Source organism: Actinomadura rugatobispora, assembly GCF_042656285.1.
GTDB lineage: Bacteria > Actinomycetota > Actinomycetes > Streptosporangiales > Streptosporangiaceae > Spirillospora > Spirillospora rugatobispora.
The window spans coordinates 52,834-73,497 of record NZ_JBHSON010000038.1 but is presented as its reverse complement, the minus strand read 5'-3'; the positions used below and the strand labels follow the sequence as shown (position 1 = coordinate 73,497).

The 20,664-nt window shown below is 73.3% G+C and carries 20 protein-coding genes; 5 read left to right on the top strand and 15 right to left on the bottom strand.

The features are described from left to right. The first annotated feature begins 7 nt into the window (after positions 1 to 7). From ACFPZN_RS25850 to ACFPZN_RS25835, 4 genes are all read left to right on the top strand, one after another. Complete coding sequence (locus tag ACFPZN_RS25850; RefSeq protein ID WP_378284764.1) at positions 8 to 529, top strand: (2Fe-2S)-binding protein; 522 nt, start codon at positions 8 to 10, stop codon at positions 527 to 529. After that, positions 516 to 1,535 carry an FAD binding domain-containing protein gene (locus ACFPZN_RS25845; protein ID WP_378284763.1) on the top strand — a complete coding sequence of 340 codons (1,020 nt, stop codon included), beginning with the start codon at positions 516 to 518 and terminating at the stop codon, positions 1,533 to 1,535. Before ACFPZN_RS25850 ends, ACFPZN_RS25845 begins: the two co-directional genes overlap by 14 nt. Then, positions 1,532 to 3,766, top strand: a complete 2,235-nt coding sequence (locus ACFPZN_RS25840; protein ID WP_378284762.1) for a xanthine dehydrogenase family protein molybdopterin-binding subunit — start codon at positions 1,532 to 1,534, stop codon at positions 3,764 to 3,766. The genes ACFPZN_RS25845 and ACFPZN_RS25840 overlap by 4 nt, the downstream gene beginning before the upstream one ends. Positions 3,767 to 3,888: 122 nt before the next feature. Beyond that, entirely contained in the window at positions 3,889 to 4,878 is a 990-nt protein-coding gene (locus tag ACFPZN_RS25835; protein ID WP_378284760.1) for an AraC-like ligand-binding domain-containing protein, read from the top strand. Between the two features lie 142 nt (positions 4,879 to 5,020). Here the strand turns inward: ACFPZN_RS25835 and ACFPZN_RS25830 are convergent, their stop codons facing one another. Beyond that, positions 5,021 to 5,416 (bottom strand): hypothetical protein, encoded by a 396-nt coding sequence (locus tag ACFPZN_RS25830; RefSeq protein WP_378284759.1) that lies wholly within the window; start codon positions 5,414 to 5,416, stop codon positions 5,021 to 5,023. A 175-nt stretch (positions 5,417 to 5,591) separates the two neighbouring features. Here ACFPZN_RS25830 and ACFPZN_RS25825 point away from each other — a divergent pair, with 175 nt between their 5' ends. Next, complete coding sequence (locus ACFPZN_RS25825; protein ID WP_378284758.1) at positions 5,592 to 7,286, top strand: ATP-binding SpoIIE family protein phosphatase; 1,695 nt, start codon at positions 5,592 to 5,594, stop codon at positions 7,284 to 7,286. A gap of 1 nt (position 7,287) precedes the next feature. Here the strand turns inward: ACFPZN_RS25825 and ACFPZN_RS25820 are convergent, their stop codons facing one another. The 14 genes from ACFPZN_RS25820 to ACFPZN_RS25755 all read right to left on the bottom strand — a co-directional run bounded on the left by ACFPZN_RS25820 (position 7,288) and on the right by ACFPZN_RS25755 (position 20,662). Then, positions 7,288 to 8,430, bottom strand: coding sequence for an LLM class flavin-dependent oxidoreductase (locus tag ACFPZN_RS25820; RefSeq protein WP_378284757.1), 1,143 nt, complete (start codon positions 8,428 to 8,430; stop codon positions 7,288 to 7,290). Between the two features lie 2 nt (positions 8,431 to 8,432). Then, positions 8,433 to 9,677, bottom strand: a complete 1,245-nt coding sequence (locus ACFPZN_RS25815) for an LLM class flavin-dependent oxidoreductase (RefSeq protein WP_378284756.1) — start codon at positions 9,675 to 9,677, stop codon at positions 8,433 to 8,435. After that, positions 9,674 to 11,080 carry an NtaA/DmoA family FMN-dependent monooxygenase gene (locus ACFPZN_RS25810; RefSeq protein ID WP_378284755.1) on the bottom strand — a complete coding sequence of 469 codons (1,407 nt, stop codon included), beginning with the start codon at positions 11,078 to 11,080 and terminating at the stop codon, positions 9,674 to 9,676. Before ACFPZN_RS25810 ends, ACFPZN_RS25815 begins: the two co-directional genes overlap by 4 nt. A gap of 100 nt (positions 11,081 to 11,180) precedes the next feature. After that, complete coding sequence (locus ACFPZN_RS25805) at positions 11,181 to 11,312, bottom strand: hypothetical protein (RefSeq protein ID WP_378284754.1); 132 nt, start codon at positions 11,310 to 11,312, stop codon at positions 11,181 to 11,183. A gap of 114 nt (positions 11,313 to 11,426) precedes the next feature. Continuing rightward, positions 11,427 to 11,870, bottom strand: a complete 444-nt coding sequence (locus tag ACFPZN_RS25800) for a winged helix-turn-helix transcriptional regulator (protein ID WP_378284753.1) — start codon at positions 11,868 to 11,870, stop codon at positions 11,427 to 11,429. Positions 11,871 to 11,966: 96 nt separating this feature from the next. Then, the gene (locus tag ACFPZN_RS25795; RefSeq protein ID WP_378284752.1) at positions 11,967 to 13,130 is read right to left on the bottom strand and encodes a thiolase family protein; all 1,164 of its coding nucleotides are present in this window, start codon (positions 13,128 to 13,130) and stop codon (positions 11,967 to 11,969) included. Positions 13,131 to 13,203: 73 nt separating this feature from the next. Beyond that, on the bottom strand, positions 13,204 to 14,607 hold the full coding sequence (locus tag ACFPZN_RS25790; protein WP_378284751.1) for an MFS transporter: 1,404 nt from the start codon (positions 14,605 to 14,607) through the stop codon (positions 13,204 to 13,206). Positions 14,608 to 14,768: 161 nt separating this feature from the next. Next, complete coding sequence (locus ACFPZN_RS25785) at positions 14,769 to 15,704, bottom strand: alpha/beta hydrolase (RefSeq protein ID WP_378284750.1); 936 nt, start codon at positions 15,702 to 15,704, stop codon at positions 14,769 to 14,771. A gap of 88 nt (positions 15,705 to 15,792) precedes the next feature. Then, positions 15,793 to 17,025, bottom strand: a complete 1,233-nt coding sequence (locus tag ACFPZN_RS25780) for a cytochrome P450 (protein ID WP_378284749.1) — start codon at positions 17,023 to 17,025, stop codon at positions 15,793 to 15,795. Positions 17,026 to 17,081: 56 nt separating this feature from the next. Further along, positions 17,082 to 17,282, bottom strand: coding sequence for a rubredoxin (locus tag ACFPZN_RS25775; protein ID WP_378284748.1), 201 nt, complete (start codon positions 17,280 to 17,282; stop codon positions 17,082 to 17,084). Further along, on the bottom strand, positions 17,279 to 18,154 hold the full coding sequence (locus ACFPZN_RS25770) for an alpha/beta fold hydrolase (RefSeq protein ID WP_378284747.1): 876 nt from the start codon (positions 18,152 to 18,154) through the stop codon (positions 17,279 to 17,281). Before ACFPZN_RS25770 ends, ACFPZN_RS25775 begins: the two co-directional genes overlap by 4 nt. Further along, positions 18,151 to 19,266 carry a fatty acid desaturase gene (locus ACFPZN_RS25765; protein WP_378284746.1) on the bottom strand — a complete coding sequence of 372 codons (1,116 nt, stop codon included), beginning with the start codon at positions 19,264 to 19,266 and terminating at the stop codon, positions 18,151 to 18,153. The genes ACFPZN_RS25770 and ACFPZN_RS25765 overlap by 4 nt, the downstream gene beginning before the upstream one ends. 22 nt (positions 19,267 to 19,288) lie before the next feature. Then, positions 19,289 to 19,585, bottom strand: coding sequence for an acyl carrier protein (locus ACFPZN_RS25760; protein ID WP_378284745.1), 297 nt, complete (start codon positions 19,583 to 19,585; stop codon positions 19,289 to 19,291). 69 nt (positions 19,586 to 19,654) lie between these two features. After that, complete coding sequence (locus tag ACFPZN_RS25755; RefSeq protein ID WP_378284744.1) at positions 19,655 to 20,662, bottom strand: acyl-CoA desaturase; 1,008 nt, start codon at positions 20,660 to 20,662, stop codon at positions 19,655 to 19,657. Between the last annotated feature and the right edge of the window lie 2 nt (positions 20,663 to 20,664).

Genomic DNA, 20,664 nt, shown 5'->3' with positions numbered 1-20,664 from the left:
ACCGGGAATGTCCCAGCCTGGCCGTCCGGCCGCCGGCGACGCGGCCGCGGGCGCCGGTCCGGGGGTCGTCGAGGTGACGCTGTCGGTGAACGGCGCGCCGCGCGCCGTGGAGATCGAGCCGCGCGTCAGCCTGCTCGACGCCCTGCGCGAGCGCCTGGACCTCACCGGCACGAAGAAGGGCTGCGACCAGGGCGCCTGCGGGGCGTGCACGGTCCATGTGGACGGGCGGCGCGTCCTGGCCTGCCTGACGCTCGCGATCACCTGTGCCGGCCGCGAGGTCACCACCGTCGAAGGGCTCGCCGAGGACGGGGAACTGCATCCCGTGCAGCGGGCCTTCCTCCGCCACGACGCCTTCCAGTGCGGGTACTGCACACCGGGCCAGATCATGTCGGCCGTGGCGCTGCTGAAGGAGGGCCACGCCGACGACGACGCGCAGATCCGCGAGTGGATGAGCGGCAACCTCTGCCGGTGCGCCGCCTACCCGCACATCCGCGCGGCGATCAGGGAGGCGCGCGATGCGACCGCTTGAGTACGCGCGGGCCTCGGACGTGACCGGCGCGATCGCCGCGGTCACCGCGGACCCCCGCGGCGCCTACCTGGCCGGCGGCACGACCAAGGTCGACATGCTGCGCATCGGCGCGGAGCGCTCCGACCTGCTGGTCGACATCAACGACCTCCCCCTGGGCGGCATCGAGGACCTGCCGGGAGGCGGGCTGCGCATCGGCGCCATGGCGCGGATGAGCGACGTCGCCGAGGCGCCCGGCGTGGTCGACCGGTTCCCGGTCATCTCCCAGGCGCTGCTGCTGGGCGCCTCCGCGCAGCTGCGCAACATGGCGTCGATGGGCGGGAATCTGCTGCAGCGGGTCCGGTGCGGCTACTTCCGCGACCGGCACTCGGCCTGCAACAAGCGGGAGCCGGGCACCGGCTGCGCCGCGCTCGACGGCGTGAACCGCGGCCACGCCGTCCTGGGCACCAGCGAGCACTGCATCGCCACCCACCCCTCCGACCTCGCCGTCGCGCTGGTCGCGCTCGACGCGGCCGTGCACGTCCGGGGCCCGGACGGCGACCGTGCGATCCCGGTCGGCGACTTCTTCCTCCCGCCGGGCGACACGCCGCATCTGGAGCATCCGCTCGACCACGGCGAGCTCATCGTCGCGATCGAGGTGCCCCCCGCCGAGGTGGCGCGCCGGTCGCTGTACCTCAAGGTCCGCGACCGGGAGTCGTACGAGTTCGCGCTCGCGTCGGCCGCGGCCGCGCTGCGGGTCGAGGACGGCCGGGTCGCGGAGGTGCGGCTCGCGCTCGGCGGCGTGGCGACCAGGCCGTGGCGGGCCCACCGCGCCGAGCGGGTCCTGGCCGGCGGGCCCGCCGACCGGGCGGCCTTCGCGCGCGCCGCCCGCGAGGAGATGCTGCCCGCCGTCCCCCGCTCGATGAACGGCTTCAAGGTGGAACCGGCCCGGCGGACCATCGTCCGCGCGCTGGAGACGGCCGCGGAAGCCCAAGCGGGAGCGGGAGCGGGAACGGGAGGACGGTCATGAGCGCCACGATCGGGCGGCCCGTCGCACGCGTCGACGGGCCGGCGAAGGTCACCGGCGCGGCGCGCTACTCGGCGGAGATCGCGCTGCCCGGCCTCGTCCACGCCGTGCTGGTGGGCGCCACCGTGCCGAGCGGACGGATCACCGCCATCGACACCCGCCGGGCCGAGGCGGCCGGCGGGGTGCTGGCGGTGCTGACCCACCGCAACCTGGGCCCGGTGGCCGACCGGCAGCCCGTGCTGATCCCGTCCCTGGGCGGCGGCCCCTGCCCGGGGCAGACCTTCTTCCCGATGCTCGACGAAACCGTGCACTACGCGGGACAGCACATCGCCATCGTCGTGGCCGACACCCTGGACCGCGCCGAGCACGCCGCCGAGCTGGTGAGCGTCGCCTACGAGGAGACCCCCTCGGTCACCACCGTCGAGCAGGGCAGGGCGCAGGCGTACGTGCCGGAGCGCATCTTCGGCGGCTGGATGCCGGGCCGGGCCTCGCGCGGGGACGTCGAGGCGGGCCTCGCCCAGGCGTCCGTACGGGTCGACTCGACCTACCGGTGCGCCGCCAACCACCACAACCCGATCGAGACCTCGGCGACCACCGCCCGCTGGGACGGTGACCTGCTGACGCTCTGGGACTCCACGCAGGGCCCCAACGCCACGCAGCTCACCGTCGCCGCCCAGCTCGGCCTGTCCCTGTCGCGGGTCAGGGTCGTCTCCTCCTTCGTCGGCGGCAGCTTCGGCTCCAAGGCCATGATCTGGGACCACGCGGCGCTCGCCGCGCTCGCGGCCCGCCACGTCGGGGCGCCCGTGCGGCTGGCGCTCACCCGCGAGCAGATGTTCTCCTCCACGGGCCACCGCGAGGAGCAGGAGCACCACATCGTGCTCGGCGCGGGCGACGACGGGCGGCTGACCGCGGTCCGCCACCACAAGACGTCGGTGACCTCGCCGTTCGACGACTGGGCCGATCCGGCGCTGGCCTGCTCGTCGGGGGCGTACGCCTGCCCCAACTACGAGAACGCCTACCGGCTCGTCCGCGGCAACACCATCACGCCCACGTTCACGCGCGCGCCCGGCGAGTCCGCGGGGATGTTCGTCCTGGAGACCGCCATGGACGAGCTGGCGGACGCCCTCGGCCTGGACCCGATCGAGCTGCGGCTGCGCAACCACGCCGACGTCGACCCCGAGAGCGGCAACCCGTGGTCGAGCAAGGGGCTCAAGGAGTGCTACGCCCGCGGGGCCGAGCTGTTCGGCTGGGACGGCCGGGACCCGCGCCCCGGCACCCGGCGGGAGGGCCGGCTGCTCATCGGCACGGGCATGGCCTCCGCGATCTACCCGGTGGCGCCGGTGATGACGCCGCAGCGGGCCCGCGCGCGCCTCTACGACGACGGCAGGGCGGTCGTCCAGTCGTCGTTCGCCGACTTCGGCACCGGCGCCGCCACCGCGATGACGCAGGTCGCGGCGGACGCCCTCGGCATCGCCGTCGAGGCGGTCCGGTTCGAGTACGGCGACACCGCCCTGCCCAGCACCGTCGCCGCGGTCGGCTCGGCCGGGGCCGGGGTGGTCAGCGCGGGGGTGCACACCGCGGCCGTCCAGCTGCGCGAGCAGGTGATCGCCCGGGCGGTCTCCGACACCGGGTCGCCGCTGCACGGGGCCGACCCGGCCGGCATCGTCGTCCTGGACGGGTGCATGGCCCTGCGCGACGCGCCCGCCACGGGCGAGACCTACGCCGAGTTCCTCGGGCGCAACCACCTGACCGACGTCGAGGCCACCGGCACCTGGACCCCGCCGCCCAGCGACCGGTACGCCGCCGCCACCTTCGGGGCCCAGTTCGCCGAGGTGGCCGTCGACCCCGACCTGGGGACCGTCCGCGTCCGGCGGATGACCGGCGTCTTCGCCCCCGGCCGCGTGCTCAACCGCACGATGGCGCACAGCCAGCTCATGGGCGGGATGCTCTGGGGACTGGGCCAGGCCCTGCTGGAGGCCACCCACATGGACCCGGCGCAGGGCCGCTGGGCCAACCCCAGCCTGGGCGACTACCTCGTTCCCGTGAACGCCGACGCGCCCGACGTCCAGGTGGACACCATCGAGGTCCAGGACGACGTGGTCAACCCCCTGGGCGTCAAGGGGGTGGGCGAGATCGGCATGGTCGGCGCCGCGGCCGCCATCGCCAACGCGGTCTTCCACGCCACCGGCCGCCGCGTCCACAAGCTCCCCATCACCATCGAGGACCTGCTCTGACGTTCCCGGGCACCACCTCCTGACGTTTTCTCGCCTTTCCGGACGTTCTCTCGTGTGGGCGGTTCTCCATCGGCGCCGCACCGAGCGCCGATGGCACGGGCGGAGATGCGGAGGGATCCGGTTTGATCGAGACGGTGTTCCGGACCGAGGACGTGCCCAGGCCGGACCGGTTCGACTACTGGCGGGAGCTGATGAGCCGGACGCACGCTCCCCTGGACCTGGCCAGCGAGCACTCCGCCGACTTCCGGGCGCACCAGCGCACTCTGCGGTTCGGCGCGGTGACGGTGTGGCCCACCGCCTTCCACCCGATGACGATCCGGCGGACGCCCGGGCTCATCAGGCGGTCCGACCCCGAAGTGTTCCACCTCTCGCTCGTCCTCCAGGGGCACGCCGAGGCCGAGTGGGGCCACCGGGAGGCCGTGTACCGCCCCCGGGACTGGGCGACCAACGACTCCTCGCGGCCCGGCACGTTCCGGACCAGGGCCCCGATGGGCCACGGAAACGACGTCTTCAGGTCGGTCGGCATCGAGATGCCCAAGGACCTGCTGTCGATCCCCCGGGACAGGGCCGACCAGGTGATCGGCCTGCCGATGTCGGCGCGCGAGGGGATCGGCGCGCTGCTGGCGGGCGCCCTGACGCAACTCGCCAAGGACGCCGGCGCCTACCGGGAGTCCGACGGCCCCCGGGTCGCGACGGTCCTGGCCGATCTGGTCTCGGCGCTGTTCGCCCACACGCTCGAAGCCGGCGAGGATCTCGCCCCCGAGACCCACCGGCGCACCCTGATCCTGCGCATCCGCGACTTCATCGGCCGCCACCTGCACGACCCGGAACTGAGCCCGGGCGCCATCGCCGCCGCGCACCACATCTCCGTCAGCTACCTGCACCGCCTCTTCCAGGAGGACGGGGTCACGGTCTCGGCGTGGATCCGCCGGCAGCGTCTGGAGCGTGCCCGCCAGGCACTGGCCGACCCCGCGCTGCGCACGGTCCCGGTCCACCACATCGCCGCCCGCTGGGGCTTCACGCACCACTCGGCGTTCACCCGCGCCTTCCGGGCCGCCTTCGGCCTCGCGCCCAGCGACTACCGCGACCGGACCCTGCGGGCGCCCGCGTAGATCCGCCGTCAAGGAAGCGTGTACCGGCCGCCAAAGACTTCCCCAGCCGCCGCGGGCATCATGTCGGATGCCGGCCGGGATCTCCGGCCGTGCGCCCGGACCCCGTGGGGCGCACGGCCGGTGCCGCACCGCCCCTCCCGCGTCACCGGGCCGGCCGGGCGGGCCGGCGCGGCCTCTGGCCGTGGCAGGTGTCGCACAGGGTCTTGATCCAGGCGCCCTTCCGGGGTTCTCCGGGCGCGCCGCACGCCTCGCAGATCGTGCCCGACCGCTCCTCGGCGGCGTGGACGAGCCGGCTCGCCTGCCGGTCCTGCCACGCCATCCGCTTCGACTCCTCCTCGCTGGGCAGCGTCCCCGTCTCGAGATACGGCCCGCGCAGCAGCCCGCTGACGAGGTAGACGCGCAGCGTGCCGTACTTCTCCTTGACCTGGGTGACGCGGTAGTCCGGGATGAGGGCGCGCAGGTCCTCGTGCAGCTCCAGCAGCAGCGGATGCCAGCCTCGGCCGACCCCGCCCAGGTCGTCGGGAATCTGTTCGGGCATGTCCTCGCTCCTCGTCTCGGAGGGCCTCCCGGCACTGCCCGGGCCTCCGGCTTACACCAAAGAATGATAAATCTGGATTCAAGTGCATATTGCTTTCTTTGTCGGTGTCTGCTCGGGCGTTACCGTGGTGGCGTAAACGACCGGATCGCCGTGGGTTCGATGGGACGAGGGTTCAGTGAGCGGTAAAGGCGGAAAAGGGGCGCTGGAGCAGCCGGATCCCCTCCATCCGCGCAGGGCCGCGGGCCTGGCCGCGCTCCGGGCCGTCACCACCCAGGGCGCCCTCATCGAACGGCTGACCCGCACACTCGCCGAAGCCCTGACCACCGACAACGTGGTCTCCGCCGTCGCCGGCAGCCTGGTGCCCGCCTTCCGCGCCGACGGGCTCGTCATCTTCGCGGTGGAGGAGGGGCGCCTCTACCTCGTCGGTTCCAGCGGCTACAGCCGCGGCTTCCTCGACCAGATCTCCGGGACGCCCTACACCGAAGAGACCCCGGTGGGCGAGGCGCTGCGCACCGGGGTCCCGCAGTTCTTCGGATCGACCGAGGAAATGGTCGCCCGCTATCCGATGGTGGCCGATCAGCCGAAGGCCGGGCACATGGACTCCCGCATTTTCCTCCCCCTGGTCGCCTCCGGCCGCGCCATCGGCGTCACCATCCTCTCCTTCGTCGGCACCTACCGCCTCGGCGGCGAGGAGCGCACGCTGCTCACCGCGCTCAGCAGCCTGATCGCCCAGGCGCTGGAGCGGGCGCGGCTCCACGACGCCACCGCCGCCCGCGCCCGCGAGCTCCAGCGGGCGCTCCTCCCCCACCTGCTGCCGTCGGTGCCCGCCGTCACCGCCGCCGCGCACTACCTGCCCGCGGGGCGCGGCGCGGAGGTCGGGGGCGACTGGTACGACCTCATCCCGCTCTCCGCCGAGCGGGTCGCGCTGGTCATCGGGGACGTCATGGGCCACGGGATACCGGAGGCCGCCACGATGGGACGGCTGCGCACCGCCGTCCGCACCCTCTCCGACCTCGACCTCCCTCCCGACGACATCCTCGACCGGGTGAACGACATCGTCGGCGACCTCGGCGAGGACGGGTTCGCCACCTGCCTCTACGGCGTCTACGACTCCGTGACGGGCGACTTCACCTTCTCCAGCGCGGGACATCCGCCGCCGGTCGCCGTCTTCCCGGACGGCACCGTGACCTACCTCGCGTCGTACACCGCCCCGCCGCTCGGCATCGCCGACCCGCCCTTCGAGACCGAGACGGCCACCCTGCCCGACGGCGGCTTCCTCGTCCTCTACACCGACGGGTTCGTGCAGGCCGGGGACGGTGATCTCGAGAGCGGCATGGCCCGCCTCGCGCTGGCGCTCGCCACCGCGGTGGGGAACGCGGAGACGCCCCCCGTCGCGGAACTGCGGGACGTCATCGCCGCCAGGCTGCTGCCCGCGCACTCCGACACCCGCGACGACGCCGCCCTGCTCATCGCCCGGACCAACCGGCTCGCGCCCTCCGACGTGGCGTCATGGCCCCTGCCCGACGACCCGAAGGCCGCCGGTGAGGCGCGCGAGCACGTCCGCGACCAGCTCGCCGCCTGGCACCTCGGCGAGGACGTCGTCATGACCACCGAGCTCCTGGTCAGCGAGCTGGTGAGCAACGTCGTCCGGCACGCCCGGGGGCCGGTCCGGCTGCGGCTGCTGCGGAGCCGCTCGCTGACCTGCGAGGTCTCCGACGGCAGCCTCACCACGCCGCACATCCGGCGGACCGGCCCCACCGACGAGGACGGGCGCGGCCTGCAGCTGGTCTCGGCCCTCGCCCAGCGCTGGGGCGCCCGCTACACCTCCCACGGCAAGAGCATCTGGACCGAGCAGCGCCTCTCCGCCTGAGTCAGGGGGAGCCGCCGGAGCCGGTGAGGCCCCACGCCTCGGCCAGCAGCCGGAAGGAGCGGACGCGGTCGGCGTGGTCGTGGGTGATCGTGGTGACGAGCAGCTCGTCGGCGCCGGTGACGCGGCGCAGCACCTCCAGTCCGGCCACGACCGTGCCGGGCGCGCCGACGAACTGGGTGTCGATCCGGTCGGCGACCAGGTCCCACTCCTCCTCCGTCCACTCGCGGGCGGCGGCCTCGGCGGGCGTGGGGAACGGGACGGCGGCCAGCTTCGACCTGATGCTGTGCACCCACAGCGCGTAGGGGGAGGCCAGCTCGCGGGCCTCCTCGTCGGTCGGGGCCACCACGACGTCGGCGGAGACGACGACGTACGGCTCGTCCAGGACGGCGGAGGGCTTGAACGCCTTCCGGTAGGCCTGCACCGCCTCCAGCACGTTGGACGGGCTGACGTGGTAGTTGGCCGCGAACGGCAGGCCCCGCTCACCGGCGACCTGGGCGCTCTGGCCCCCGCTGCTGCCGAGGATCCACAGCTGGACGTCGGCGTTCTCGCCGGGCGTGGCGCGGGCCGGGTGGCCCTCGGCCGAGCGGTACGAGCCGTCCAGGAGCCCGGTGATCTGCTCCACCTGCTCGGCGAAGTCGGGCGTCTCGGCGCCGGGCTGCTGCAGCAGCGCGCGGAAGAGGGACAGCACGGGCGAGCCGGCCAGCCGCCGCTGGTCGAACGGCTTGGGGATGAGGAGGCCGTCCACCACGCTCGCCTCGCGCTCGGGACCGGGCCGTCCCTCGCGGGCGAGCGTCTCGGCGTGGCGCTGCCCCGAACGCCCCACGCCCAGGTCGATGCGGCCGGGGTGCAGGGCGTCGAGCGTGCCGAACTGCTCCACGATGGACAGCGGCGTCCAGTGGCCGGTCTGGACGGCGCCGGAGCCGACGCGGATGCGCTCGGTGGCGGCGGCGACCGCGCCGATCAGGATCTGCGGGGCCGCGGACGCCACCCCGGGCGCCAGATGGTGCTCGGCCAGCCAGTACCGGCGGTAGCCGAACTCCTCGGCGCGCGCGGCCAGGTCGACGGTGTTGCGGAGGGCGTCCGTCACGGTCGAGCCTGCGGGGATGGGCGCCAGGTCCAGGATGGACAGCGGGATCGCGGTCATGCTCACCTCCGGGCGGGCGCGCGGTCGGCGGGCCCGTGGTCGGCCGGCCGGTCGGCCGGCTGGTCGGCGGGCCGCGCGTAGCGGCCCTCGGGGCGCGGAAGCCCGAAGTGCCCGCGCAGGGTCGTGGACGCGTAGGCGGTGCGGAACGCGCCCCGGCGCTGGAGCTCGGGCACGAGGCCGCGGGCGATGCCGGCCAGGTCGTGCGGGAGCACCCCGGGGCGGAGCCGGAAGCCGTCCAGTCCCGCCCCGTGCAGGTCGAGGAGGAGGTCGGCCAGTTCGCCGGGCGTGCCGGTGAAGATCTGGGCGTCGGAGGTCAGCGGGGCGCCGTCCAGGTCGTCCAGGCGGGCCTTGCGGGACGCCGCCGCGCCCGGCTCGTCGTCCAGGAAGACGACCAGGTCGGCGAGGATCTTCAGCGGGGCTCCGGTGCGGCCCACGGTGCTCTCCGCGTTCAGGACCTGCCCGACGATGGTCTCGGCCTCGGCCCGGCCGTGCGGGGTGATGTAGACGAGGTCGGCGCCGCGGGCGGCGAACTCGTAGGGCACGACGTCGTGCGCCAGCGCCGTGACCAGGGGCTGGCCCTGCGGCGGGCGGGGCGTGATCGAGGGGCCCCGGACGCTGAATCGGGATCCCTCGAAGTCGATGTAGTGCAGCTTGTCGCGGTCCAGGAAGCGGCCGGTCGCCACGTCGCGGATCTCGGCGTCGTCGTCCCAGCTGTCCCAGAGCCTCCGGACGACCTCGGCCGCGTCGGCGGCCTCCTCGAACAGGTCCTCGGCGAACTCCCGTCCCTCCGGGGTGCCGAACCGGTCGGGGTTGAACTCGGGGATGGTGCGGCGGCCGAAGTGGGCGGCTTCGGCGGCCCGCCAGGAGATCTGCGGCCGCCAGCCGGCCCGCCCCTTGCTCGCGAAGTCGAGCGAGGCGATGCCGATCGACACGTGGAACGGCTCGGTGTGGGTGGTGCTGGTGGTCGGGACCAGGCCCAGGTGCGAGGTGACCGGCGCGAGCCGCGCGGCCAGCAGGACGGCGTCGATCGTGCCCTCCACCCGGTCGGCGCGGCCCTCGGGCGAGCGCGGGCCGAGAGCGTCCTCGATGGTCACGAAGTCCAGCAGGCCGCGTTCGGCCTCGGCGGCCAGTTCGGCCCAGTAGGCGGCGGTGAGCAGCGCGCCGGGCCGCGCCGCCGGGTCGCGCCAGGCGGCCGGATGCCAGCCCGCCCCGTCCAGCGCGGCGGCGAGGTGCAGGGGCGAGGTCATGACGAGGCCTCCTCGGGGGTGCGGGCGGCGTCGTCCTTGGGACGCGGCCGGTCGGCCGGGCGCGGCGCGCCGAGGCCGAGGTGGTCGCGCAGCGTGGTGCCGGTGTAGTCGGCGCGGACCACGCCCTTCTCCTGGAGCAGCGGTACGACCTGGTCGACCAGGTCGTCCAGCCCGGCCGGGGTCAGGTGCGGCACGAAGACGAACCCGTCGGCGGCGTCCGTCTGCACGAACGTGTCGATCTGGTCGGCCACCGAGCGGGCGGTGCCGACGAAGGTCTGCCGGCCGGTGGCCTCGATGACCACCTCGCGAATGCTGAGCCCGCGCTCGGCGGCCAGCTCCCGCCATTTCCGGACGGTCTCGTCGCGGTCCCGGCGGAACTGCGCGCGGCCCTTGGAGACGCCCTCGCCCAGGTCGGGTTCGACGTCGGGCAGCGGGCCGTCGGGGTCGTAGGACGACAGGTCGCGTCCCCAGACGCCCTCGAGGTAGGCGATCGCGCCCTGCGGGCTCACCTGCGCGCGGCGGATCGCGGCGGCGCGCTCGGCGGCGTCCTCCTCGGTGTCGCCCAGGACGTAGGTCACGGCGGGCATGATCTTCAGGTCCTCGGGGCGCCTGCCGTGGCGGGCGAGGCGGCTCTTGACGTCCTTGTAGAAGGCGCGGCCGTCCTCCAGGGTGCCGTGCCTGCTGAAGATCACGTCGGCGTCGGCGGCGGCGAACTCGCGGCCCTGCGGGGAGTCCCCGGCCTGGATGATCAGGGGGTGGCCCTGCGGTCCGCGCGGGGTGGTGAAGCGGCCGGCGATGTCGAAGTGCCGCCCCGCGTGCGCGAAGGAGCCCGCGCCCGGCCGGGAGTACACGCCCGCCGCGGGGTCGGCGGGCACGTCGCCGTCCGCCCAGGAGTCCCACAGCTCGCGGGCGGTCTGGAGGAACTCGGCGGCGCGGGTGTAGCGGTCGGCCTCGTCGAGGAAGCCGCCGCGCCGGAAGTTCTGGCCGGTGAACGCGTCGTAGCTGGTCACCACGTTCCATGCGGCCCGGCCACCGCTGAGGTGGTCGAGGGTGGCCAGCCGCCGGGCGACCTCGTAGGGCTCGTTGAAGGTGGAGTTGACCGTCGCCGCGAGCCCGAGGCGGGTGGTGACGGCGGCCAGTGCCGACAGCACGGTGAGCGACTCGGGGCGCCCGGCCACGTCGAGGTCGTGGACGCGGCCCTTCAGCTCGCGCAGCCGCAGCCCCTCGGCCAGGAAGAAGAAGTCGAACCGGCCGCGTTCGGCCGTGCGCGCCAGGTGCGCGAAGGAGTCGAAGTCGATCTGGCTGCCGGACGCGGGGTCCGACCAGACGGTGGTGTTGTTGACCCCGGGGAAATGGGCCGCGAGATGGATCTGCTTGCGAGGCGGACGGGGTTCGGCGGGCACGGGGACACCTCCTAAGTCCTTAATCCCTCTTTTCCTACTAGGTTAGTCGATTATTGGCGGAATCGCGCGGGGCGCCCCGTGCGCGCCCCGCGGTCTCGGGTCAGGCGGCGGCCACCGTCCCGGCCCAGCGGTCGCGCGCGGTGCGCACGAGATGGAGGGCCAGCCGGGCGGCGAGGGCCTCCAGCAGCATGATCAGCGACTTGGCGAGGACGGCGGTGATGATCTCAGACATTGATGCCTCTCTGTACCGGGGAGTTACGCTTTGCGTCCTTTATCCCTTATGGCATCGCTGACCTGCGTGAACATCACATGGCGAACACCTGAACACTCTCCGGGTTCCGTGCCGTCAGGCGGTGCGGGCGCCCCGCCCCTCGGGATGGCCGCCCTCGCCGATGGGCCTGCCGCAGGCACTGCACACGACCTTGGGGTCGGCGGGCGCCCCGCAGGTGTGCACCCAGCGGACGGGCGGGTCGCCGGCGTTGATGTGGCGGTCGCCCCATCTCATGAGGACGGCCAGGACGTCGCTGAGCTCCCGGCCCGCGGGCGTCAGATGGTACTCGTACCGCGCCGGGTGCTCGCGGTAGAGCTCGCGCCGGACGATCCCGGCGGCCTCCAGCTTGCGCAGCCGCGCGGTGAGGATGTCGCGGGCCGCGCCGGTGTTGCGGACGATGCCGTCGAACCGGCGCACCCCGTAGATCAGTTCCCGGATCACCAGCAGCGTCCATCGCTCGCCGACGATCTGGAGGGCGTCGGCGATGGAGCACTCGCGAGCCGTGATGTCCCTTGCCATGAAGTCACCCCTCGGTCGGGGGTTTCCGGCCGGGCGGCGGCCCGGGCCTGCCGGTTCGCGGCGGGCCCGGGCCACTGTCCTTGGCTTTCCCCCGGTTCAGACTCGTTCGATGATGGTGGCGTTGGCGAGACCGCCGGCCTCGCACATGGTCTGGAGGCCGAAGCGGGCGTCCCGGTCCTCCAGGGCGTGCAGCAGGGTGGTCATCAGCCGGGCGCCGCTGGCGCCCAGCGGGTGGCCGATGGCGATGGCGCCGCCCCGCACGTTGACCTTCTCCAGGTCGGCGCCGGTGTCGTGCGCCCAGGACAGGACGACCGGGGCGAACGCCTCGTTGACCTCGAAGAGATCGATGTCGGAGATCGACAGGCCGGCCCGGCCGAGCACCTTCTCGGTGGCGGGGATGACCGCGGTGAGCATGAGCAGCGGGTCGTCGCCGGCCAGGGCGAAGCTGTGGAAGCGGGCGCGGGGGCGCAGGCCCAGCCGGGCGGCGGCCTCGGCGCTCATGATGAGCACCGCGGCGGCGCCGTCGTTGATCGGCGAGGCGTTGCCGGCCGTGATCCGCCATCCGATGTCGGGGAAGCGCTCCTCGTAGGCCGGGGTGTAGTAGGCGGGCTTGAGGCCGGCCAGCACCTCCGGGGTGGTGTTCGGGCGGACGGTCTCGTCCCGCTGGCCCGTCCAGGCGACCTCGCGGTCGAACTCGCCGCCCTCCCAGGCCTTGGCCGCGCGCCGGTGCGACTCGTAGGCGAAGGCGTCCAGCTGCTCGCGGTCGAGCTTCCAGCGGGTGGCGATCAGCTCGGCGCTGATGCCCTGGCCGACCAGGCCGTCCGGGTAGCGGGCGGACACGCTGGGCCCGTACGGGTTGCTGCCGGGCAGGACGCTGGAGCCCATCGGCACGCGCGACATCGACTCCACCCCGCAGGCGATCGCCACGTCGTAGGCGCCGCTGATCACGCCCTGCGCGGCGAAGTGGATGGCCTGCTGGGACGACCCGCACTGCCGGTCGACGGTCGTGGCGGGGACCGTCTCGGGGAAGCCCGCGGCCAGCACGGCCGAGCGGGTGAGGTTCACCGCCTGCTCCCCCACCTGGGTGACGACGCCGCCGACCACGTCGTCGACCAGCGCGGGGTCGATGCCCGCCCGTTCGACCAGGCTCTTGAGCGTCCTGGCCAGCAGGTCCACGGGGTGCTCCTCGTGCAGCCCTCCGCCGGGCTTGCCCTTGCCGATCGGCGTGCGGACCGCCTCCACGATCACCGCGTCGCCCATGGGTTCCTCCTCAGATCGTTCATGTCGTTCATGTCGTTCATGTCGTTCGTGGTGGTCAACTGTCGGGCTCCCCTCACGCCTTGCGCGGACGGGGCAGGAACAGGCACACGGCCGCGGCGGCCGCGGTCGCCAGCAGCGTCAGCAGCCAGCCGGTGTCGAAGTCGCCGCCGTCCTGCCCGGCGCCGAGCGCGGCCACCAGCACCGCGATGCCGAGCACCGTGCCGACCTGGCGCGCCATCGTGACCACCGCCGACCCGGTGGAGAACCTCTGCGGGGGCAGCGCGGCGACCGCGGCGCCGATCAGCGTGGGCAGGGTCAGCCCGACGCCGACGCCGGTGAGCAGCATCCCGGGCAGCATCCCGGCGGCGTAGCCGTCCTCCACCCGCCACATCCACCAGCCGATCCCGGCCGCGAAGAACGCGCACCCGGCGATGGCGAGCGGGCCGGCGCCCAGGCGGCGGGCGACCGGGGCCGCGCCGACGGCGAGCGCGGGCACCATGAGCGGCCCCGGCGCGATCGCCAGGCCGGTGCGCAGCGCCGACCAGTGCCACACCTGCTGGCACCACAGCACGGCCGACAGCAGCATCGCCGCGAAGGCCACCGCGAACAGCACGTTGGCCAGCGACGCCGGGCTGAAGGACGGGACGCGCAGCAGGTCCAGCGGGAGAACCGGAGACGGGTGCCGCGCGGACCGCACGACGAACCCGCCGAGCAGCACCACGGCCGCCGCCAGCGACCCGATGACCCCCGCCGAGGCCCAGCCCCAGTCCTCGCTCTGGACGACACCGAGCGCCAGGGCGGCGATCCCGGCGGTGAGCAGCGCCGCTCCCAGCAGGTCGGGCCGCGCGGCGTCCTTCTTCGCGGTCGTGCCCGGCAGGATCCTGGGACCGAAGACCAGCGCCGCCAGGCCCAGGGGCACGTTGACCAGGAACACCCAGCGCCAGTCGAACTGGGTGAGCAGCCCGCCCGCGACGGGGCCGAGCGCCGCCGCCAGCCCGCTGATGGCGGTCCAGCCGCGGATGGCCGACAGCCGCTTCTCCGGCGGCGCCGCCGCCAGCAGCAGGCCGAGCGAGGAGGGGATGAGGATGGCGGCACCGGCCGCCTGCACCACCCGCGCCGCCACCAGCCACCAGACGCCGGGCGCGAGCGCGCACAGCAGGGACGCCAGGGTGAACACGCCGATCCCCAGCAGGTAGGCGCGCTTGGCGCTGGTCCGGTCGGCGAAGTTGCCCGCGGGGACCAGCAGCGCGGCGAAGATCACGGCATAGGCGTTGAGGACCCACGACAGCGAGGCCAGCGAGGCGCCGGAGAAGCCCTCCCCCACCTGGGGCAGGGCCACGTTGACGATGAAGAGGTCGAGGTTGGACATCGACACCCCGATCGCCACGACGGCGAAGACGGGGCCCAGCCGGGACGGTCCCGCCGTGCCTTCCGGCGGGGCCGCGGGCCGGGCGGTCGGGGTACTTGAAGGGTTCACGCCCCTCCTCCGAGAGTGAGTTGTGAAATCCAATCGACTCTCGGACCTTATTGCCGGCGAGTTGGAAAACACAACCCTTGGGGAGTGTGGCGTACGTCCCGGCCCGCCGGCCGGCGGCGGCCGTCCGGTGCGGGCCGGGCGGCCGCCGCGCGGCCGGACGCTCAGCCGAAGAACTCGAAGAACGCGTCGATGACGGCCTGCGGCTGCTCCTCGATGAGATAGTTGCGGCTGTCCTTCACCTCGAGCACCCGCACGTCGGTGCCCTGGCCGGGCAGGACCTTCTGCATGTACTCGAAGAACGGCCCGTAGGCCAGCCCGAGCATCGGCACGGTGATCTTCCCGTAGCCGTTGAAGTCCGCGATGTCCTGCTGGTACTGCTGGAACCAGCTCTTGCTGGCGACGATCGCCTCCCGGGAGGAGTAGGCCCGCGCGTAGATCTCCCGGTCGCGCTCGGTGATCGCCTCCGGGTGGACCAGGCTCAGCCGGAACATGAACTCGATCATGGGCCGGTAGTCGCCCGCCAGGACCTGCTCGGGGAACTCGGGCACCAGGTTGAAGCCGAGCCACCACCGGTACGGGCCCGGGTCGCCGGGGCGCGGCATGATGCGGAATTCGTAGTAGCTCTCGTCGATGTGGGTGGTGTTGAGGATGGCCAGCTTCTCGGTGGCCTCCGGATGGTTGGCCGCGTAGCTGTGGGCGACCATGGCCCCGATGCCGTGCCCCGCGATGTTGATCTTCTCGTGGCCGAGGTGGCGTGCCAGCTCCGCGATGTCGTGCGCCATCGCCTTCTTCTCGTACCCCGCCTCCGGCCGGCCCGAGCCGCCCATGCCGCGGATGTCGACCGCGATCACCTGGTAGCGCGCGGCCAGCGCCGGCATGACCTTGCGGTAGGCCCACCAGGTCTCCGGCCAGCCGGGCAGCAGCACCAGCGGCGGGCCCTCCCCGCCGGTCACGTAGTGCAGCCGCACCCCGTTGACCTCGGCGTGGCGGCTGCTGAAGCCGCCCTCCAGGGACGCCGCGAGCGCGGCGTCGCTCAGGTCCTCGTCTGAGTGGGCGGCCTGCTCACCGGCCGTTCGCACGTCCTCGTTCACCGTCACTTCACGTTCCTCTTTCACTCGGGGCGGGGATGGGGCTCGGGGGTGGGGGCGGGCTCCGGACGGGGACGGGCGCGGCGTCCGCCTGTCCTCATCCCGTCGTGACGGGCAGGGTGGCGTGCCCCCGCTGCACCAGCTGGTCGCGGAACGTCGGCCGTCCCGCGAGCGCCAGCCCGGGGAACCGGCGCAGCAGCAGCGGCACCGCCGTCTCGGCCGCCATCCGCGCCAGCGCGGCGCCGAGGCAGAAGTGCGCCCCGCCGCTGAGCGTCAGCGGCTGGTTGTCGGGCCGGGCGGGGTCGAAGACGCCGGGGTCGGGGAACCGGCGGGGGTCGCGGTTGCCCGCGGCGATCAGCAGCGTCAGCGGGGTGCCCTTGGCGAGGCGCACGCCGAAGTAGTCCATATCGCGGGCGGCCACCCGGTTCAGCGCCTGCACGGCCGGGTCGAAGCGGAGGGTCTCGTCGACGAAGCCGGGCGCCGCCGCGGGGTCCTCGCGGAGCCGGTCCGCGTGCCCGGGGTGCTCGAGGGCCAGCCGCACCATGTTGCTGAGCAGGTCCTGCGGCGCCTCGGCCGCGGCGACGATCAGCAGCATGATGTTGGCGACCAGCTCCCGCTCGGTCAGCTCCCCGGTCTTGTCACGGGCGCGGATGAACGCGCTGGTCAGGTCGGTGCCCAGCGCCCGGCGGCGGCTGGCGACCAGGGCGTGGCAGTATTCGGCGAGCCGGTCCATGCCCGCGTCCCCGCGCTCCAGCTCGCTCAGGTCGCCGATGGGGTCGAGCGCGGTGGTGATGTCCCCGATCATCCCCCGCATCCCCTGCCGGTCCTCCGCCGGGATGCCGAGCAGCTCGCCGATGACGCCCATCGCGAACCTGAACGAGAACTCGCCGACCAGGTCCACGGTCGCGCGGCCCGCGCCGAGCACGGCGACGTGCTCCACCACCTCGCCGGCGATGCTCTCCACCGTGGGGCGCCACGCCTCGACGCTGCGCGCCGAGAACGCGCTGCTGAAGAAGCGGCGGTACCGCTCGTGGTCGGGGTCGTTGGAGAACAGCATGTTCGTGGTGAGCCAGCGCCAGGACGAGTGGTCGCGCCAGCCCGGCATCTTCACGTCCTGGACGGCGCCGTCGGTGGACAGCAGGTCCGGTTCGCGCAGCGCCCGGGCGCATTCGGCGTAACCGGTGGCGAAGACGTGGGCGCCGCCCAGGTCCACCAGCGCCCCGTGCGCGCGCATCTCCTCGTAGAGCGGGTAGGGGTCCTGTTTGCCCTCGGGGGCCAGCAGGCGCAGCATCACGTCGGCGGGGTCGGCCAAGGTCCCTGTCTGACTCACGCTCACTCCCGGTCGTTGATGGTCTCGGCGTTTTCCATGACTGGCGGGCCCGCTCCCTAGAACGGGGCCATCACGAAGTCCTCCTTGCTCACGCCGCAGTCGGGGCAGGCCCAGTCATCGGGGATGTCGTCCCAGGACGTGCCCGGCGGGATCCCCTCGTCGGGCAGGCCCTCGTCCTCGTAGTAGACGAAGCCGCACACCAGGCACATCCACGCCTTGCCCTTCACCGCGCTCTGGGCCATGCCCGGCGCCGTCATCGGGCCGCCTCCGTCTCCGTGCCGGCGTGCTCGACGATGAAGGCGCCGACCGTCTCCCGCACCGCGGGGGCCATCAAGATCCCGAAGTGGCCCGGGCCGCCCGGCGCCGCCTCCAGCCGCACCTCGCGCAGCCCGGCGGCGACGGCCTCGGCCTCGCTGAACGGGACCACGTCGTCGCCCGGGTCGTGCACCGCCAGGACCGGCAGGTCGAGCCCGCCGCCGAGCCCGGTCACGTCCCAGTGCGAGACGGGCACGCCGTTGCGCCGCCGCAGCTCCCGGTAGATCCCCTCCACGACCGGCCGGCGCAGCCGCAGCTCCGAACGCGACCACCGCTCCAGCACGCCGGTCAGGGTGCAGGTCGGCGCGATCAGCACCATGCAGTCGACGGGCAGCCCGGGACGCTCGGCCACGGCTCCCGTCGCGGCGATGGAGCCGAGCGAGTGCGCCACCACCACCCGCACGTCGCCGAGCGTGTCCAGCACGGCTCCGGTGGCGCGGGTGAACTGCGTCATCGTGGCCTGCGACCCCTCCGACACCCCGTGCCCGGGGGCGTCGAACGCCGCGACGCGGTAGCCCAGGTCGCGCAGCGGGCCGACCAGGGCGTGCATGCTGCTGCTGTCCATGCCCCAGCCGTGGACGAGCAGGGCCACCGGCCCGTCCTCGTCCTCGCCCCACAGGTAGCCGCCCCGGACGTGCTCGTCGCCGTCGACCGCGAACCGGCGGGCCCCCAGCGGGACGACGTCGTCGGGGTGCAGCCCGAGGGCGCGGGTCGTGCTGAACGCGTCGGTCGCGCGCCGCCCGGCGATCCCGGGCGCCACCGCGCCGAGCGCCGCGTACCCGAGCCGCCGAACCGCCGGAGGCACCCGGATCATGCCGCTTCCCTGACGTTCTCCGGGCGCCCTTCCCGCTGCTCGGTCGCCGGTGCGACCGGCGTTCCGCCGAAGTCGGTGTAGAAGCCGGACTCGGTGTCGTAGAAGTGCAGCCGGCGGACGATGTGCCACAGCTGCCCGGCCTTGAGCTCCCGCTCGCGGATCATGCCGGGGTACGCCTTCTTCAGCGCCTCCTGCGCCTTGGGCAGGTTGTAGAACGGGACCGGCGGGGCCACGTGGTGGGCGGTGTGCACCGAGATGTTGTGCGTCAGGAACAGCAGCCACCGCGGGTACATGTAGTCGGTGGTCAGCAGCAGCCGGCCGGCGTTCTTGGTCCAGTGGTCCGAGGTCAGGTACGGCACGTCGCTGGAGCTGTGGTGCATCAGCGTGGTCGCGCTGAACCAGGCGTGCGTGGCCACCCACGGCGCCACGAAGTACAGCAGCAGCCCGCGGACCCCGGTGAAGTAGACCAGCGGCGGGAAGTAGACGGCGCCGGCCGCGAGCACGAACCAGATCGAGCGCCGCACGTCGCGGCGCATCTCCTTCCTCGGGAAGAAGGACGGCCGGAACCCCGACACCCGCCAGTAGTTGATCGTCCCGCCCCAGAACGCCCAGGTGCGGGTCCCCTGGTAGATCACCTTCTCCCGGAACGGCATCCGCCGGTACATGGCCGCCGGCATCGGCTTCCAGTCGGTGTCCAGTTCCAGGTTGTTGGTGTGCTGGTGGTGCAGGTTGTGCACGTGCCGCCAGGCGTGGAACGGATAGATGAGCGGCAGCAGCGACACGTGGCCGACGGCGAAGTTGAACCTCCGGGACCGGGAGAACGACCCGTGCCCGCAGTCGTGCGCGATGCAGTGCAGCCCCCAGCCGCCCAGGCCCGCCACCACCAGCAGCGGGCTGTAGAGCAGCCAGTGCGGGGCGAACGCCATCGCGACGATCGCGCCGATGTACAGCGCCCAGCTCACGGCGAAGCCCAGCAGCCCGCGGGCGACGCGGGGGACGAAGAACTCCCGGGGGATGGCCGCGGCCAGCCGCTCGTCCTTGATCTGCTCGGACTTGCGCAGGAAGTCGTCGAACCGCTTGCCGGGGGACGACGGAAAACTGTAGGCAGACATGATCGCCTGGGTCCTTCCGCGTTCAGGCTCGCTCGGCGAGGTGCAGTTCCTTGACCAGGTGGTCGCTCAGCGCGTCGATGCTCTGGTGCTCGTACAGCAGCCCGGGCGACAGCCGACGCTCGACGATCTTCTCCAGCGCGCCGGAGACCTGGACCGCGACCCGCGAGTCCAGCCCGTACGCCTCGAACCTCTTCCCGGTGTCGATGTCGGCGGGCGACGCGCCGATCCTGGCGGCCAGGTGCTCGATCAGCCACCGGCGGAGGGTGTCGGCGCTCAGCGGGCCGTCGAGTTCCTGGACGTTCTTCTTGCGCTTGAACATGGGGTCACTCCCGTCGTTGGGCCTGGTGGTCTGGGGCGGGCGGTCGAACGGTGCCGGTCACGCGGCCGGTCACGCGGCCGTGCGCGACCCCTCGGACCCGGCCGCGGCGCCGCGGTCCGGTTGCGCCGCCGCGGCGCGCGGCCCCCTCGTCCGGCGCTCGGCGATCGTCTTCGCGTCGGGCTGCCGCAGGTCCCAGACCACGCGGGTCCGGCCGAGGGCGGTCAGCAGCCAGCCGCTCAGGTCCGGCTCCCACCGGCGCACGGCGTGCCGGTACGAGCCGGGGAACGCGTGGTGGTTGTTCTGCAGGCCCTCGCCGAAGGTGAAGACGGCCACCGGCCAGTTGTTGGCGCTGCGGTCGCCGTTGTCGAACGGCCGGCCGCCGATCATGTGGCTGAGCGATCCGACGCACCAGGCCGCCTGGTTGGCCAGGAACATCCGGGCCAGGCCGCCGAACACGAAGCCGGTGAGCAGGGCCATCGGGGTCCGCTCCACCGCGAAGGCGATCAGCGCGGGCAGGACCAGCCCGGCGGCCATCCAGAGCTGGTAGGTCCGGTGGTAGAAGAACAGCCGACGGTCGCGCAGCACGTCCGGCGCCCAGAAGCTCCAGCTCGAGCTCTCGTCGCTGAGCATCCACGGCATGTGCGCGTACCAGAGGCCGCGCAGCCTGGCGACCGGCCCGTCCCCGGCCAGGTTGGGCGAGTGCGGGTCGCCCTCCCGGTCGCTGAACCGGTGGTGCCGGCGGTGCGTGGTGACCCAGTACATGATCGGCCCCTGGCCGCCCATCGACCCGGCGATCATGAGGGCGCCCTCGAAGAACCGGGAGGTCTTGAACGCCTTGTGCGCCAGGTAGCGGTGGAAGCCGACGGTGATGCCGGCCATGTGGACGAAGTACATCACCGCGAACAGCACCAGGTCGGTGGTGGTGTAGAGGCCCTGCCAGAGGAACCAGGCGGCCGCGGCCGTGCCCAGGCCGGGCAGGGTCATCATCGCGAACGCCGTGATCCATTTGGTCCGGGCGCTGGCCGGGTCGAGCTTGACGATCGCCGCCGCGGGGGGCGCGGTCGCTGCCGTGGACATGG